The following is a 16,450-nucleotide window of genomic DNA, read 5'->3' on the forward strand; positions in this document are numbered from 1 at the left end:
GGAAGGGCTCGGAGAAAGGAACGCTGTATGCGCATCGGACTGCTGGGAACCGGCCCGTGGGCCCGGGCGGCGTACGCGCCCGCCCTGGCCGGGCACACCGGCCTGGAGTTCGCCGGGGTGTGGGGGCGCCGGCCGCAGGCCGCCACGGCGCTGGCGGAGCAGTACGGGGTCGCCGCGTACGCCGACGTGGAGGCCCTGCTGGCCGACGTGGACGCGGTCGCGGTGGCCCTGCCGCCTTCCGTGCAGGCGGAGTTGGCGGTCCGCGCGGCGCGGGCGGGCCGGCATCTGCTGCTCGACAAGCCGCTCGCCCTGTCGGTCGCCGAGGGACGGGCCGTCGCGGAGGCGGTGGAGCGGGCCGGAGTGGCGTCGGTGGTGTTCTTCACCGCGCGCTTCCAGAAGGAGCCGGAGGCCTGGATCGAGGAACAGGCCGCCGTCTCCGGGTGGTTCACGGCGCGGGCGCAGTGGCTGGGGGCGGTGTTCACGGGCGACAGCCCGTTCGCGGACTCTCCGTGGCGACGCGAGAAGGGCGCGCTGTGGGACGTCGGCCCGCACGCCCTGTCGGTCCTGCTGCCGGTGCTCGGTGACGTACGGCAGGTGGTGGCGGCGGCGCACGGTCCCGGGGACACCGTCCACCTGGTCCTCGACCACCTCACCGGGGCGTCGAGCATGCTCACGCTGAGCCTGACGGCTCCACCGGCGGCGGCCGGGGCCGATGTGGAGCTCCGTGGCGAGTCGGGGGTGACGGTGCTTCCGGGCAGTTCCGAGGGAGCGGTCCCGGCGCTCACCCGCGCCGCCGACGCCCTGCATCAGGCCGCCCGCACGGGCCGCCGCCACCCCTGCGACATCGTCTTCGGCCTCCGCGTCACCGAGATCCTGGCCATGGCGGAGGAGCGGTTGGCGAACGGCGGGCAATAGGGGCGCTGCCGGCTGGGACGGTGGGTACGCGCAGGACAGCCGTCCGGGGCGCCTGCGAGGCCGTCTGCCGGCCGGGCCGGGCACAGGGCGGTGCGGGCCCGGTCGGCGGGATGTCGGCCGGTGCGGCTCTCGGCCGAGGGCCGGGATCGGCTTGCCGGTGAGCGCCAGCGGGACGAACAGGCTGAGGTGGCCCAGCGCCGCGGTGAGGTCTCGGAGCTCCTCGTCGCCGTTGTGCCGGGGCGTCCTGGCGAGCGGTTCGTCGCAGACGCGCACCCCGAACGGGTCTCCTGCCCTGCCGAGGCCGTCGATTCCCCCGGCGGACGACGGTCGCGTCCGCCTCGACCAGGCCGGCTCCGCACGAGCGCGGCGGGAGCACCGTGTGGGCCCCTTCGCCGACGTCGCCGCGATCGTCGGCCGTACACCGGCCGTGTGCCGTGTGCAGTGAGCCGGCGTCGGCCTGCTGGACCCGGAGGCCACGGCGGCCGGCGGCCTGGTCGACACCCTGCGCCCTCGGTCCGAGGCAGCGAGAGGACCGCACATCACCTGCTCCGCGTCCCGGTCCTGCGCGGCGGGGCCCGTGGTGCGACCCGGAGAAGGCGGTGAGGGCCGGTTCGTCGGCGGGCCCGGGTGAGGGCGGCGGCGTAGCGTGGGGACGTGGGATCGGTGCGCGGCCGGTGGTCGCGTGGCAGGCAGGAGGATCGCGGCTGGCTGCGGGGCGCGCCACCGCCGTGGTGGGTGCGGGCGCTGCCCGTGGTGCTGCTCGTGGCCGTCACCGTGGCCACGCTGATCACTCCCGACGCGCGGGACGCCGGGTTCCTGCTGGGCGCGATCCCGCCGCTGGCCGTCCTGTCGTACGGCCCGGTGGCCACCGCGCTCCTCGGTCTATCGGTGATCGTGGTGCTGAACGTGCCGGCCACGCATCTGGACCGGCCCGGCAACACCGATCTGCTCACCGTCGTGTTCGTGGCCGCCCTGAGTGTGTTCGTGTCCTACGTGCGCAGCCGCCGGGACGCCCAGCTGGACACCGAGCGGGAGATCGGCGAGGCCGTGCAGCGGGCGGTGATGCCGCCGCTGCCGGAGCGGGTCGGGCGGATCGGGTGCGCGGGCCTCTACCGGGCCGCGCAGGACGGGACCCTGGTGGGCGGGGACTTCTACGACGTGCGCGAGGGGCCGTACGGCGTGCGGGCCGTGATGGGCGACGTGCAGGGGCACGGGCTGGCGGCGGTCGCGACGGTGGTGGCGCTGCTGGGGGCGTTCCGGGAGGCGGTGCTGGACCAGCCGGACCTCGAGTCGGTGGTGGCGCGGATGGACCGCAGGCTGGCGGTGGACTCGGCCGGCGTGCGGCACCCGGAGCTGTTCGCCACCGGGGTGCTGCTGGAGTTCTCGCCCGACGCGCGTGCGGTCCGGGTGGTGGCCTGTGGTCATCCGGCGCCCGTCCTGCTGCAGGCGGGGCAGGCCGTGGAGGTGACGGTCACGCCCGGTCCGCCGCTGGGGCTCGGGATGGTCGGGGTCGATCCGCCGAAGGGGGCCACGGTGGCGCTCGGCCCGGGCGACCGGCTGTTCCTGGCCTCCGACGGCGTGTGGGAGGCGCGGGACGCCTCGGGCTCCTTCTATCCGCTGCCCGACCGGCTGGTCGCCCTGACCGGGACCGCGCCCGCCGAGCTGCCCGGTGCGGTGTGGGCGGACCTGCTGCAACGGCGCTACATGGTCCGCGACGACGCCACCATCCTGGTGCTCGCGCCCGAGTCCACGGGCCCCTGACCCGGCCCCTCCGGCCTGCGCCCTGGGGCCGTGCCCGCCCCGCGCCGACCTCCCGCGCCTGCGCGTCCCCGGTGCCGACGCCCGGCAGCGCCCGTCAGCCCACGTCCCACAGGAAGCGGTGGGTGTGGATGCCGAAGTAGGGGAAGGACTGGATCTCGCGGACGCCCTCCAGGGGACGGACGGCGTCGTTGACGAAGTCCAGCAGGGCCTTCGGGCCGGGCGCGACCACCTCGGCGAACAGGTCGAATCCGCCCGAGGTCAGGACCGAGTAGACGACCTCGGGCCGTTCGGCGAGCGCGTCGGCGACGGTGCGGGGATCCCCGTCGACACCGATGCCGAGCAGCGCCATGGCCTGACCGCCCATGGCCATCGGGTCGGTGACGCCGACCACCTGAACGGTCTTGGACTCCAGCAGGCGCTGCAGCCGCTGCCGGGCCGCGGAGGCGGACAGGCCGACCTTCGGGCCGAGGTCGGCGTAGGCGATGCGGCCGTCGGTCTGCAGCTCGCGCAGGATGGCCCGGTCGATCTCGTCCATGGGCACGGGTGATCCCTTCTCAGCCGGCCAGTTCGGACAGGGCGGCGGCGAAGACCTCGGTGTGCCTGTCGACGTCCTGCTCGGTGGTGTCGGGGCACATGAGCGCCATGTTGTGGAACGGGGTGAGGAGGATGCCCCGGTTGGCGAGGTACAGGTGCAGGAAGTCCTCCAGCTCCGGGTCGGAGGCCGCCGCGGACTCGGTGCCGGTGCGCGGCGCCGGGGAGGTGAAGCGGTACTCGGTGCGGGCGCCGAGGCGGCTGACGGACCAGGGCAGGCCGTGCGCCTCGACACCGGCCCGGACACCGGCCTCGAAGCGTTCGGAGAGCTTGGCCATGCCGACGAACGCCTCGTCCGTCAGCACGTGCTCGAGGGTGGCCCGCATCGCCGCGACCGACAGCGCGTTGCCCGCCAGGGTGCCGCCCACGCCGCCCATGTCGACGAGGTCCAGGTCGGTACGGGCGAGCAGCCGCTCGGCCAGCTCGGCGGAGAGCCCGTAGGCGCCGGCCGGGATGCCGCCCCCGATGGCCTTGCCGATGGTCAGCAGGTCCGGCTCCAGGTCCCACGCGGCGGTGCAGCCCCCGGGCCCGGCGGAGAAGGTGTGCGTCTCGTCGTTGATCAGCAGCACGCCGTACCGCCGGGTCAGCTCGCGGACGCCCGCGAGATGGCCGGGCTCGGGCAGGACGATGCCGATGTTGGTGAGAGCGGGCTCCATGAGGACGGCGGCGACGTCGCCGTGGGCCAGCTCGCGCTCCAGTCCCACCAGGTCGTTGAACTCCGCGACCCGGCTGGTCAGCGTCACGTCGCACGGGGCGCCGACGTTGCCGGGGCGGGCCGCGCCCTCGCCGTCCGGGCCGACCACGATCAGGGACTCGTCGACGCTGCCGTGGTAGCAGTAGCTGTTCACCAGGATCTTCTGCCGGCCGGTGACGGCGCGGGCGAGCCGGATCGCCCAGCGGTTGGCGTCGGTCGCGGTCAGCGAGAAGCTCCAGCGCGCCAGGCCGAACCGGCGGGTCAGTTCGGCGCCGACCCACTCGGCGTCCTCGGTGGGCAGCATGGCGGTGGCGCCGCCCAGGTCGCCGTACCGCCGCTGCACCGCCTCGGTGACGGGGGCGGGCGAGTGACCGGCCATCGCGCCGGTGTCGCCGAGGCAGAAGTCGATGTACTCGTGCCCGTCCACGTCGGTGACCCGGGCACCGCGCGCACCGGCCAGGTAGCGGGGGAAGGCACCGGCCGTCTTGTTCATCCATGTCATCGGCACCCGGCCGAAGAGGTGGTCGGCCCGCGCATAAGCCGCGCGCGAGCGCGGGTTGCGCCGCTCGGCCTCGCTGCTCTCGCGGGCCATGAGGGTGTGCAGACGGGTGCGGTCCATGAAATGCCTCGCCGGATACGGTGACGGATGACGTGAGACTACGACCGAAACAATGACTCCAGCAAGGGTTGACGCATGATTCGGTTGCCTTGACGCTTGAATCAAGCGTGAGCCGTCTCCGCTGCCGACCTCAAGGGGCGACGCGTCCCCCGTCCTCAACTGACGAACCCGCGCGCGGAGTTCGAACGTCCCGGCGCAAACGCCAGGGCGCGCCACCCCTTCCGCCAGGTAGAAATATCTACCAGCATGCATATGCCGAGTTGGTGTGCAGGCGCACGAAGTGCCCGGCCCTGGCCGTTTCCTGCGCCCAGGGGGCGGCGAGCGAGGACATCCGGAGCAGTGCATGACGAACACGATGTGGATGCGTGGCGTGGAGTGGCTGGCCGCTGCGGCGGCGGACCCGCGCGCCTGCAAATGGGAGTGGGATCACGGGGAGGGCGTCGCGCTGCTGGAGGCGGGCCGCTTCTGGGACGTGCTGAGCGTCCCCGACCGGCTGGGACTGCTCGCCCTGGACCTGCTGTGGCGGCCGTCGCTGCCGGTGCCGGGGCCCACCCTGGTGGACACCACCGCCGGACGCGTCGGCTTCTTCCTGCCGCCGGACCCGTCCGGCGGCTGGGTGGGCGCCGGACTGCGGTACGCGACCAAGGGGTCCTGGGTGGCCGTTCCGCCGCCGTACCGGCCGTCCCGCTCCCTGGAGTGGCTCGTGCCGCCCGACGGCAACGGCACGCTCCATGCGCCCGGCACCCTCGAAGAGGCGCTGCGACACGCCAACGGCACCCTCGCCGTACTGGCGCCGATGGCCGGGCGGTAGGGGGATCAGGGGCGGCCGCGCTCGGGCCGCCCACCCGGGGCGAGGCCGAGGAAGGGCGCCCACACCACCTCCGGCTGCGCGGGAACCGCCCGGCCATCGGCCCGCCACTCCGCGACGAGCCGCGCGTAGATCGGCTCCCGCGTCCGGTCCACCCTGCCGAGCCGGTGCCTCCGGTCGCCCCCGGGCGTCTGCTCCGTCCGGTGCTGGTGGTCCACACGGTCCAAGCGCTTCATGCCGGGGCAACGCCCTGTGACCGCCGCCGGTTCGCCCCGGGCCGATCCGCTCACCGGGTCGGGTGAGGGCGTCGCTCGAACGATGCGTTCCGCCCGTCGGACAACCATCCCGCCCCGGACCGGGCGCTCCTGACCTCCCGCCCCCTGCCACTGCTCCCGGCCTCGGCTCCCCGTTCCGCGCTCCGGCTCCCGGCCCTCGTCCCGTTCCGCGCCCCCGTTCCCTGCCCGCCGCGCCCGGCTCCACGAGCAGTGGCGGCCCCGGCCCGCGCGCACCGAGGCGCGGGTGCCGTCGGTCCGAGGGGCGGCGCGAGACGTCCACTCCTATGCTGTGAATCGTGAAGGTCCGGGCCACGACGTGCCGCTCACCGCACGTTCGCCTCTCCCGTGCTTGGAGTCCAGGCCATGTCGCACTCATCCGCGCCTCTGCGCAGGGGGACGGTGATCGCCGTCGCGGCGGGGACGCTGCTGACACCGGTCGCCGCCGAACCCGTACGGGCAGCGTCCTCCCCCGTGCCTGCCGGGCTCTCCGCCGGCTCGTCCCCCGCCGCGCCGCAGGTCCGCGCGATGACGCCTCAGGTGGCCCGCCGGCTCGACGCCGCGGTCCAGCGGGTGATGCACGAGGCACAGGTGCCCGGCGTGACCGTCGGCATCTGGACCCCGGGACAGCCGAGTTACGTCCGCTCGTTCGGTGTCGCCGACAGGAGCACCGGCCGCACGATGGCGCCGGACCTGTACATGCGCATCGGCAGCGAGACCAAGACGTTCACCGTGACCGCCCTGCTGCAGCTGGTGGACCAGGGGAAGGCGCACCTGGACGACCCGATCGGCAGGTACGTCGACGGCGTGCCCAACGGTGACGAGATCACGCTGCGTCAGCTCGCGGGGATGCGTAGCGGGCTGTTCAACTACTCCGCGGACCCGGGGTTCTTCAAGGCGCTCACCTCCGACCCGCAACGGAGCTTCACGCCCCGGCAGTTGCTCGCCTACTCCTTCAAGCACCCGGTGATGTTCCGGCCGGGGGAGAAGTTCTTCTACTCCAACACCAACCTGATCCTGCTCGGCCTGGTGGTGGAGAAGCAGAGCGGCCGGCACCTCGGGGACTACATCAAGCAGCACATCCTCGATCCGGCCGGGATGAAGGACACGCTCTTCCCGGCCGGGAACGAGTTCCCCGCCCCGCACGCGCAGGGGTACACCGAGCAGACGGCGAACGGCACCCAGGCCGACGCGACCGACTGGAATCCGTCCTGGGGCTGGGCGGCCGGCGCGATGATCTCCACGCTCGAGGATCTGCACACCTGGGCGCCCACGGTCGCCACGGGCCGCTTCCCGGACGGCAAGCGGATGGTCGGTGCCGCCACGCAGCAGCAGCGGCTGGTCACGCCGCCGACCGGCTCGATCGCGGGAGCGGGCTACGGCCTCGGGATCTTCCACGTGCAGGGCTGGATCGGGCACAACGGCTCCCTGCCGGGCTACGAGTCGCTCACGATCCACCTGCCGTCGACCCGGACGACGCTCGTCGCGCTCCTCAACACCGACACCGACTACCGGGGTCAGGAGCCCAGCACCGTGCTGGGCGAGGCGATCACGCGGATCATCTCCCCGCAGCACGTCTACGATCTCCCGGTCTCACCGACCGGGTGAGGCACGAACTCGGCCAGATCCGTGGCCGGGAGAGTTCGCGCGGTGTGCTTTCCGCCGAGGACGGCGTCTACTGAAGGACGACCGCCTCGTGAGAGGGCCGCTCACCCAGGAGATCCGTCGTGACCGTCACCGACCGCATCGCCCTCGACCCCTTCGGATCCGACATCGTGGCGGAGAGCGCCCGGCTGCGCACCCTCGGCCCCGTCGTACCCGTCGAACTGCCCGGCGGCATCCCCGCGTGGGCGCCCACCGGCTACGACACCCTGAAAGACCTCGTCCTCGACCCTCGGGTCAGCAAGGACGCGCGCCTGCACTGGCGGCTGTGGCCGGAGCTGGAGCAGCACCCGTCCTGGAGCTGGATGGCGAACTGGGTGGGCGTGGTCAACATGCTCTCCACCTACGGCACCGACCACGCCCGGCTGCGCAAGCTGGTGGCGCCGAGTTTCACGCACCGGCGCACCGAGGCGATGCGCCCGCGCGTGGCGGCCCTGACCGCCGAACTGCTGGACGCGCTGGAGACCGAGGGCGCGGACGGCCGCGTGATCGATCTGCGGACGGGGCTCGCGCATCCGCTGCCGATGCGCATGATCTGCGAACTGCTCGGTGTGCCGGAGGAGTTGCGGCCCGATGCGGCACGCCTCATCGCCGACATCATGGACACCTCCGACCCGAGCCCCGAGTTCGCGGCCTCCGTGCACGAGCGGATCGGCTCGGTGCTGGGCGCGCTGGTCGACCACCGGCGCACGCACCCGGGCGACGACATCACCACGGAGCTGATCCGGGTCCGTGACGACGACGGCGACCGGCTCTCCGACCAGGAGCTGCTGCACACGCTGCTGCTGGTGGTCGGCGCCGGGTTCGAGACCACCGTCAACCTCATCGGCAACGCGGTGGTCGCGCTGCTGACGGATCCGGCGCAGCTGGCGGCGGTGCGCTCCGGGGCGGTCGGCTGGGAGCAGGTGGTCGACGAGACGCTGCGGGTGCATCCGTCCATCGCCGCACTGCCGCTGCGGTTCGCGGTGGACGATCTGAAGGTGGGGGACGTGACGATCCCGGCCGGGGACGCGATCATCACCACGTACGCGGCGGCCGGTCTGGACCCGGCGCACTACGGCGCGGACGCGGCCGTCTTCGACGCGGCGCGGGGCGCCGAGGACCACCTGGCGTTCGGTGCAGGGGTGCACCGCTGCATCGGGGCGCCGCTGGCCCGGCTGGAGGCGCTCACGGCACTGCCCGCCCTGTTCTCCCGTTTCCCGGGGCTGCGCCTGGCCGTCGGGCCCGAGGAGCTGCGGCACGTGCCGTCGTTCATCGCGCACGGCTGGCAGGAGATCCCGGTGCTGGCCGGGTGAGCGGGGCACGGGGCCGCGACCGGTCCCCCGTTCCGGTCGTGCCCCGCGCGGACTGCCGAACTTAACCGCAGTGCCGGGCCGGCGGTAGCGCACCGATGCCCTGAGCGGCCCGGACGGCACTCACCGGTGCACAGGCCGGTCCGGTTGGTCCCGGTTCGCCGGACCCAGCGCGGGCAGGGTCAGCTCGCCGGTGACGAGATGGGCGAGGACCACCTCGTACAGATCGGTGCCGCCGGCCGTCAGCCGGCGTTCCAGGACGGGTTCGGCGGCCCTGACGTGTTCGCGCACGGTCTGGGCGTGCACGCCCAGCGCCTCGGCCGCGCGTTCGGCGTGTGCGTCGGCCGCGAGCCAGGCGCGCAGGGTGCCGCGCAGGTCCCGGCCGTCCGTGTCGAGGCGGCCGAGGAGGCGCTCGGCCCAGCTCCGCAGCGCGCTGGTGCGCAACAGGTCGGCGAGCTGTGCCGCGGCGGGCCGGCGGGGTGCCGTGCCGCCGGGGTCGCAGGGGCCGTGCGCCGCCTCGGTGTTGAGTGCCATCTGGGCGACGGCGCGGACGGTCAGGGCGGACAGATCGGCGTCGAGCAGTGCCGCGAGGCGGTCCATGCGGGCGCGGACCGTGTTGCGGCTGACACCGAGCACCTTGGCGGTGCTGACGGCGGTGAACTCCAGGCCGAGGCGGGTGGTGGCGAGCAGTTCGGCGCGCACATGGTGCGCCAGCGTGTCGAGCGGCCGCAGCACCTGCGCCGACCAGGCGCGCAGCGCGTCCGGATGCATGAGCTGTGCGGGGCGGGTGCGTTCGGCGTAGATGGCGGCCCGGTCCGGCCGGAACCGGGCGACGGCGAGCGCGCTGACGGCCTGACCGTAGGCGGTGGCGGTCAGGGCGAGGCGCTGCCGGGGGCTGCCGCCGAGGAAGGTGCCGGGCCGGCCGACGACGAGGGAGCGCAGCCGCTCCTCCACCTCGGCCGACGGGCCGAGGACGATGACGTGTCCGTCCATCGCGGGGCAGCGCACGACGAGCGCCCCGCCCTCGGTGACGTCCAGGCAGGCGTCGGCGAGCCGGTCGCGTTCGGCCGCGGCGGACTCGACGACGTACACCCGGGCGGTGTCGTCCTCCAGCAGCCCCGGCCACAGCCCCGCGGCGACGCGGCGGGCGGAGACGGTGTCCTCCACCATCAGCAGTTGCAGGATCGCCAGCCGCAGGTCGGCCGTGGCCCGCCGCAGCCGACCTGCGGCCTCCGTCAGCTCCCGCTCGCGCAGGACGAGTTCCAGTGCCCCCGCGGTGTGGTTGAGGATCTCCGCGGTGTGCCGGTCGAAGGCGGCCGGGCGGGCCGCGGCCAGGACGGCACCGGGGGCGGGGGCCGGGCCTTGGTGACGTATCCCGACCAGGCGCGCATGCCCTTCACCGTCCTCGAGGGCGGCGGCGGAGAGCCGGCCGCCGGCGATGTCGGCGACCACGGCGGCGTCGAGCGGCAGCCGCTCCCCGGCGAGCAGGTGGCCGTGGGCGTCCAGGAGGCACACCCTGGCACGGGTGGTCCGGGCGAGCCAGGCGACGAGGCGGCGCGGATCGCGTCCGGCGGGCCGCAGCTGGCCGAGCAACTGCTGTGCCCAGGCGGTCTCACCGTCGTACGGCCGCGGGATCGCGCTGTCCTCGTCCGGTCGGCCGGTCACGTGCCCCTCTCCTCGTCTCCGCGTTGACCTGGGCGTACGCAGGGGCACGTTACCCGACGTGCCGGGCACCCGTCCCGCGCCGCACATGGCTCCGCCGGCGGCCTGGGGGGACGGGCCGCCGGCGGAGACGCCGCGTCCGGAGTGGGGGGACAGCCCCGGACGGCTCGAAAGTTCGTGTGCCCGGGAATCCACCGGCTACACCAGGGGATCTCAGGCCGGTCCGACGGCGGCACCGGACCGGCCGGCCCGCGCGCCACCCGGACCCGGCCGCCGCCACGACGACCGCGTCCGGCAGCCGGACCACGCCGACGATCCGGCACAGCCGTGCGCCGTTCACGAAGACCCGCCCAGGGCCCCAGACCACGGCCGACCGCAAAGCCCGGCGCATACCCGGACACCGGCGCCACACCACGGCGACGGCGCCCGCCTGGGCCGACCGGACCCAGGGACACGACGAGCGGTCCGACAGCGGCACCGGACCGGCCGGCCCGCGCGCCACCCGGGCCCCGCCCGCCCGCGCCCGGGCCGGTCGTCCGGCGCGACAGCCACGGTGGCGGCGTCCTCCACCTCGGCCGGCCGGGGCCTGGGGCACGCCGACGCCGGTCGGCGCCGTACCTGCGCGCACTGCCTCCGGTGACGGCATAAGCTCGGCGGATGGCGAAGTACTTCGACGTGCACCCCGAGAACCCGCAGTCGCGCAGCATCGGCCAGATCGCCGACGCGGTGCGTGAGGGGGCGCTCATCGCATACCCGACGGACTCCTGTTACGCGCTCGGCTGCCGGCTGGGCAGCCGGGACGGCATGGACCGGATCCGCTCGATCCGCCGACTCGACGACCGGCATCACTTCACGCTGATGTGCCGGGACTTCGCGCAGCTCGGCCAGTTCGTCCGGGTGGACAACGACGTGTTCCGGGCGGTGAAGGCGTCGACGCCCGGCAGCTACACCTTCATCCTGCCGGCCACCCGCGAGGTGCCGCGCAAGCTGCTGCACCCGAAGAAGAAGACCGTGGGCGTGCGCATCCCGGACCACGTGGTGACCCAGGCGCTGCTGGCGGAGCTGGGCGAGCCGCTGCTGTCCAGCACGCTGTTGCTGCCGGACGAGGAGGAGCCGATGACCCAGGGATGGGAGATCAAGGACCTGCTCGACCATGCGGTGGACGCGGTGGTCGACTCGGGCGACTGCGGCACCGAGCCGACGACGGTGGTCGACTTCTCGGGCGGCGAGGCGGAGATCGTCCGCCGGGGCGCCGGAGACACCAGCCGCTTCGAGTGACCGGACGGTACGCCGGGTGCGGCGGCCGGGGATCTCGCGTGACAGCATGGCCGTGGCGGGGGCGTCGAGAGGTACCGCCGCCCGGCGCCCGTTCCCTGAGGAAGGGCCGTGTGACCATGACCGACGTACGAGGCGCCACCGTCGACATCCCGACCGGTGACGGCGTGTGCGACGCCTATCTCGTCCATCCCGCCGACGGGCGCCCCCATCCGGCCGTGCTGTTCTACCAGGACGCCTACGGGATGCGCCCGCACCTGAGGTCGATGGCCGACCGGCTCGCCGCGGCCGGCTACACGGTGCTGGTGCCGAACGTCTTCTACCGCCTCGGCCGGACGCCGGTCGTGGACCTTCCCGAGTTCATCGACCCGTCCGCCGACCCGACGATCTGGGAGCGGCTCGGCCCGGTGGTGGGATCGCTGACGCCCGACCTGATCGAGCGCGACGCGGACGCCTATCTGCGCCGGCTGGCCGACAGCCCGTCGGCGGCCGACGGCCCGGCCGCGGTGACCGGCTACTGCATGGGCGCGCGACTGGCCGTGTGGACGGCGGCCGGCCATCCGGACCGGGTCGCGGCGGCGGCCGGGTTCCACGCCGGAGGTCTCGTCGTCGACGGTCCGGACAGTCCGCACCTGTCGGCCCCGCGGATCACCGCGGAGCTGTACTTCGGTCACGCCGGTGACGACCCGTCGCTGCCTCCGGAGCAGGCAGCGCGTTTCGAGGAGGCGCTGACCGCGGCCGGGGTCCGGCACATCTGCGAGATCTACGAGGGTGCCCGCCACGGCTACACACAGGCCGACACCCCCGCCTACGACCGGGCGGCCGACGAGCGCCACTGGGCGGCGCTGCTCGACCTGCTCGAGCGCGCGTTCTGACCCCACGGCCCGCTGCCCACCCTGGGCCGGGGCAGCGGGCCGGCTCCGCCCGCCACCGCCCGACTCCGTCCAAGTCATTGACATGCACGCGCCCCGGCGGGAATCTGAGAGCGCTCTCAGACAGGTACGGACCAAGTTCCGTACGACCCCGACCCCACACGGAGGCAGAGAGTGCCACTCAGTTTCATACGCCCCGCGCTGCCCCTCACGACCGCCGCCGCTCTGGTCAGCGGGCTGCTCGCCCTCGGCGCGCCGGAGCAGGCCGGTGCCGCCGTGCCGGACACGGTCCCGCTGAAGATCACCAACAACTCGGGCCGTTCGGGCCCGCTCTACGTCTACGACCTGGGCACCCAGCTGTCCTCGGGCCGGCAGGGCTGGGCCGACGCCAACGGCACCTTCCATGCCTGGCCGGCGGGTGGCAATCCCCCCACCCCGGCACCGGACGCGGCGATCACCGGCCCGGCCGCCGGACAGTCGACGACGATCCGTCTGCCGAAGTTCTCCGGCCGCGTCTACTTCTCCTACGGCCAGAAGCTCGTCTTCAAGCTCACCACCGGCGGGCTGGTGCAGCCGGCCGTGCAGAACCCGTCCGACCCCAACCGGGACATCCTGTTCAACTGGTCCGAGTACACGCTGAACGACTCCGGGCTGTGGCTCAACAGCACCCAGGTGGACATGTTCTCGGCCCCGTACGCGGTCGGGGTGCAACGCGCCGACGGCAGCGTGAGCAGCACCGGGCACCTGAAGCCGGGTGGTTACACGGGCTTCTTCGACGCACTGCGCGGCCAGTCCGGCGGCTGGCCCGGGCTGATCCAGAAGCGTTCCGACGGCACGGTGCTGCGCGCCTTGTCCCCGCTGTACGGCGTGGAGACCGGCGCCCTGCCGGCGAACGTGATGGACGACTACGTCAACCGGGTCTGGCAGAAGTACACGACGTCGACGCTGACGGTCACGCCGTTCGCCGACCAGCCGAACACCAAGTACTACGGCCGCGTCTCGGGCAACGTCATGAACTTCACCAACGCCTCGGGCGCCGTCGTCACCAGCTTCCAGAAGCCCGACGCGGACAGCGTCTTCGGCTGCCACAAGCTGCTCGACGCGCCCAACGACAACGTCCGCGGCCCCATCTCCCGCACTCTGTGCGCGGGTTTCAACCGCTCGACGCTGCTGAGCAACCCCAACCAGCCGGACACCACGACGGCCGGCTACTACCAGGACGCCGTGACGAATCAGTACGCGCGTGCCGTGCATGCCCGGATGGCCGACGGCAAGGCCTACGCGTTCGCCTTCGACGACGTCGGCAACCAGGAGTCGCTGGTCCACGACGGCAGCCCGCAGCAGGCGTATCTGACACTGGATCCGCTGAGCTGACATGCCGCGGCCCCGCACCCCGGCCGGCTGCCGGGGTGCGGGGCTGCGGTCGTACGGGTCAGCCGGTCGTCAGGGCGGTGTCGTCCACGACGAAGCTGGTCTGCAGCGAGGAGTCCTCCACGCCGTTGAACTTCAGGGTGACCGTCGAGCCCGCCAGCGAGGACAGGTCGAAGGACTTCTGGCTGTAGCCGGAGGCCTTGTTGAGGTTCGAGTAGGTCGCGAGGGTCTTCGAACCGGCGGTGACCGTCAGCTTGTCGTACTGGGTGCTGGTGGTCGTCTCCGCGCTGTCGATGTGCAGGTAGAAGGTCAGGGTCGCCTTGCAGCCCGCGGGGATCGTCACCGACTGGGACAGGGTGTCGGTGTGCGAGGAACCGTAGCCGTCGAGCCAGGCCTTGTAGGAGCCGCCGTGGGCCGCCTCACCGCTGTCGTTGGTGATGACACCGCTGGTCGCGGTCCAGCTGGTGGCACCGGACTCGAAGCCGGGGTTCTGCAGCAGCTGGGTCGAGGTGCAGCCGCCGCCACCACTGGAGTTGACCGTCCACGTGAAGTTCGCGGTGCCGGTCGCACCGGTGGAGTCGGTCACCGTCACCGTGGTGTTGGACGTCCCCGCCGTGGTCGGCGTGCCGCTGATCAGACCGGTGGAGCTGTTGATCGACAGGCCGGCCGGCAGACCGGAGGCGCTGTAGCTCAGCGCACCGCTGTTGGTGCTGCTCGCCTGCACCTGGAGGCTGACGGCGGTACCGACGGTGGAGGTCTGGTTGCCCGGGTTGGTGACCGTCACGCCGTTACCCGGCGGGGTGACGTGGCTGCCGACGTTGATGCCGGCGAAGGCGTTGGCGACCCCGGCGTACTGGGCGGAGTTGGCGCCGTACAGCGCGGTCGCCGCGTTCAGGGCGGCGGTGCGGGCAGCGGCGTAGTTGGTGCTGGACGTCATGTACGTCGTCAGCGCCTTGTACCAGATCTGCAGCGCGGCGGCGCGGCCGATGCCGGTGACGGCGACGCCGTCCGAGGTCGGGCTGTTGTAGGTCACGCCGTTGATGACCTTGGTGCCGCTGCCCTCGGACAGCAGGTAGAACATGTGGTTCGCCGGGCCCGAGGAGTAGTGCACGTCCAGGCCGCCGACACCGGAGTACCAGCTGTCGGCGGAGCCGCCGTCCTTGCTGGGCTTGTCCATGTAGCGCAGCGGGGTGCCGTCGCCGTTGATGTCGATCTTCTCGCCGATGAGGTAGTCGCCCGGGTCGGACGCGTTGTTGGCGTAGAACTCCACGCCGGTGCCGAAGATGTCGGAGGTGGCCTCGTTCAGGCCGCCGGACTCGCCGCTGTACTCCAGCCCCGCGGTGTTGGAGGTGACGCCGTGGCTCATCTCGTGGCCGGCCACGTCCAGCGAGGTCAGCGGGTCGTTGTTCCCTGAGCCGTCGCCGTAGGTCATGCAGAAGCAGCCGTCGTCCCAGAAGGCGTTCACGTACGAATTGCCGTAGTGGACGCGGGAGTAGGCGCCGACACCGTCGTTCTTGATGCCGCTGCGGCCGAAGGTGTTCTTGTAGAAGTCCCAGGTCTCCTGCGCGCCGTAGTGCGCGTCGGCGCCCGCGGTGGCGGCGTTGGAGTTGGTGCCGTCCCCCCAGGTGTCGCTGGACTGCGAGAACAGCGTCCCGGTCCCCGAGGATCCGTGGTTCAGGTTGTACGTCTTGTGGCCGCCGCGTGCGCCGTCGGTCAGCGTGTACGTCGAACCCGACTGGGTCGTGGTCAGCGTGACCTGCCCGCTGTACCGGGTGTTGCCGGTACCGGTCTTGACCGCCTGGTACCGGTACAGCTCCTTGCCGGTGCCGGCGTCGGTGATGACGTGCAGCTGGCTGGGCGTGCCGTCGTCCTGGAAGCCGCCGATCACCGTCTCCCAGGCGAGCTTCGGGGTGCCGGTGCCGGCCCAGATCACCTTGCGGGCGCTGTCGGCGGTGGCCTTCGTGGCGTCGAGGGACCTGGCGGTCTTCAGCGCCTTGGTCTCCGCGGCCGACTTGGTGAAGGTCGCGGTGGTCGAGGCGACCTTGATCGTGTGCTTGTTGTTGTACGTGGTGCTCACGGTTCCCGCGGCCAGCGAGGCGGGCGGGGTGTGCACGACGAGGTCGCCGCCGAGGACGGGCAGACCGGCGTAGGTGCGCTCGTAACGCGTGTGCACCGTACCGTCGTTGTCCTTCACGACGTCCCTGACGACCAGCTTCTCCTTCGCGCCGAGCCCCAGCGTGCGGGCGGTCGCGGCGGTGCTCTGCTGGGCGCTCTTCATCAGGGCGCGGTGCTGGGCCGGGCTGAGCTTGGCCTCCAGACCGCCGGTGCGCAGCGGGCTGGGGTGGGCGGCGGCGGGGTGGGCGGTCGCCGGGACCGCCTGGAGGCCGACGGCGAGGAAGGCCGCGGTGGAGACCAGGGCGGCTCCGACCGTGGCCCGCTTGTGGGGAAGGGGTCTGTGGGGTCTCACTCGTACTCCTCATGCTGCGGCCGCCGGGTCGCGGCCGGTGACAGACCGGGCAGACGGGTCTGCTGCCCGGCTGAGTTGAGCTGTGCGGGACCGTGATCCGTGAACGGGTGGGGAGAACCGATGTGCGCAGGGAGAATGACAGGATTGACCAGTCCATGCCACCCAATGGGGTGGCAATCGAGGGTTTTC

At 72.9% G+C, this 16,450-nt stretch carries 13 protein-coding genes; 8 read left to right on the top strand and 5 right to left on the bottom strand.

Going from position 1 to position 16,450, the window contains the following annotated elements:
* Nucleotides 1–27 precede the first annotated feature (27 nt).
* Nucleotides 28–915, top strand: a complete 888-nt coding sequence (locus ACIHEJ_RS31210; protein WP_400140435.1) for a Gfo/Idh/MocA family protein — start codon at nt 28–30, stop codon at nt 913–915.
* Between the two features lie 654 nt (nt 916–1,569).
* Nucleotides 1,570–2,676: a PP2C family protein-serine/threonine phosphatase gene (locus tag ACIHEJ_RS31215; protein ID WP_400140436.1), complete on the top strand. Its 1,107-nt coding sequence runs from the start codon at nt 1,570–1,572 to the stop codon at nt 2,674–2,676.
* 94 nt (nt 2,677–2,770) lie between these two features.
* Here ACIHEJ_RS31215 and ACIHEJ_RS31220 read toward each other — a convergent pair whose 3' ends face one another.
* Both ACIHEJ_RS31220 and ACIHEJ_RS31225 read right to left on the bottom strand, forming a co-directional pair.
* Nucleotides 2,771–3,211, bottom strand: coding sequence for an Lrp/AsnC family transcriptional regulator (locus ACIHEJ_RS31220; protein ID WP_400140437.1), 441 nt, complete (start codon nt 3,209–3,211; stop codon nt 2,771–2,773).
* Between the two features lie 19 nt (nt 3,212–3,230).
* Nucleotides 3,231–4,580: a transaminase gene (locus tag ACIHEJ_RS31225; RefSeq protein ID WP_400140438.1), complete on the bottom strand. Its 1,350-nt coding sequence runs from the start codon at nt 4,578–4,580 to the stop codon at nt 3,231–3,233.
* 343 nt (nt 4,581–4,923) lie between these two features.
* Between ACIHEJ_RS31225 and ACIHEJ_RS31230 the strand changes: the two genes are divergently transcribed.
* Nucleotides 4,924–5,391 (top strand): hypothetical protein, encoded by a 468-nt coding sequence (locus tag ACIHEJ_RS31230; RefSeq protein ID WP_400140439.1) that lies wholly within the window; start codon nt 4,924–4,926, stop codon nt 5,389–5,391.
* 5 nt (nt 5,392–5,396) lie between these two features.
* Here the strand turns inward: ACIHEJ_RS31230 and ACIHEJ_RS31235 are convergent, their stop codons facing one another.
* On the bottom strand, nt 5,397–5,624 hold the full coding sequence (locus ACIHEJ_RS31235) for a hypothetical protein (protein WP_400140440.1): 228 nt from the start codon (nt 5,622–5,624) through the stop codon (nt 5,397–5,399).
* A 402-nt stretch (nt 5,625–6,026) separates the two neighbouring features.
* On the opposite strand from ACIHEJ_RS31235, the gene ACIHEJ_RS31240 reads away from it, so the two are divergent.
* Together ACIHEJ_RS31240 and ACIHEJ_RS31245 are read left to right on the top strand one after the other, a co-directional pair.
* Nucleotides 6,027–7,268 (top strand): serine hydrolase domain-containing protein, encoded by a 1,242-nt coding sequence (locus ACIHEJ_RS31240; RefSeq protein WP_400140441.1) that lies wholly within the window; start codon nt 6,027–6,029, stop codon nt 7,266–7,268.
* A gap of 119 nt (nt 7,269–7,387) precedes the next feature.
* Entirely contained in the window at nt 7,388–8,617 is a 1,230-nt protein-coding gene (locus tag ACIHEJ_RS31245; protein WP_400140442.1) for a cytochrome P450, read from the top strand.
* Nucleotides 8,618–8,737: 120 nt separating this feature from the next.
* On the opposite strand, the gene ACIHEJ_RS31250 is transcribed toward ACIHEJ_RS31245, so the two are convergent.
* Complete coding sequence (locus tag ACIHEJ_RS31250) at nt 8,738–10,279, bottom strand: helix-turn-helix domain-containing protein (protein WP_400140443.1); 1,542 nt, start codon at nt 10,277–10,279, stop codon at nt 8,738–8,740.
* 654 nt (nt 10,280–10,933) lie between these two features.
* Between ACIHEJ_RS31250 and ACIHEJ_RS31255 the strand changes: the two genes are divergently transcribed.
* The 3 genes from ACIHEJ_RS31255 to ACIHEJ_RS31265 all read left to right on the top strand — a co-directional run bounded on the left by ACIHEJ_RS31255 (nt 10,934) and on the right by ACIHEJ_RS31265 (nt 13,797).
* The gene (locus ACIHEJ_RS31255; protein WP_400140444.1) at nt 10,934–11,554 is read left to right on the top strand and encodes an L-threonylcarbamoyladenylate synthase; all 621 of its coding nucleotides are present in this window, start codon (nt 10,934–10,936) and stop codon (nt 11,552–11,554) included.
* A gap of 116 nt (nt 11,555–11,670) precedes the next feature.
* Complete coding sequence (locus ACIHEJ_RS31260) at nt 11,671–12,426, top strand: dienelactone hydrolase family protein (protein WP_400140445.1); 756 nt, start codon at nt 11,671–11,673, stop codon at nt 12,424–12,426.
* A gap of 171 nt (nt 12,427–12,597) precedes the next feature.
* On the top strand, nt 12,598–13,797 hold the full coding sequence (locus tag ACIHEJ_RS31265) for a glycoside hydrolase family 64 protein (RefSeq protein ID WP_400140446.1): 1,200 nt from the start codon (nt 12,598–12,600) through the stop codon (nt 13,795–13,797).
* 58 nt (nt 13,798–13,855) lie between these two features.
* Here the strand turns inward: ACIHEJ_RS31265 and ACIHEJ_RS31270 are convergent, their stop codons facing one another.
* Nucleotides 13,856–16,261, bottom strand: coding sequence for a M4 family metallopeptidase (locus tag ACIHEJ_RS31270; protein WP_400140447.1), 2,406 nt, complete (start codon nt 16,259–16,261; stop codon nt 13,856–13,858).
* Nucleotides 16,262–16,450 lie beyond the last annotated feature (189 nt).

The organism is Streptomyces sp. NPDC052301 (assembly GCF_044593395.1).
Taxonomy (GTDB): domain Bacteria; phylum Actinomycetota; class Actinomycetes; order Streptomycetales; family Streptomycetaceae; genus Streptomyces.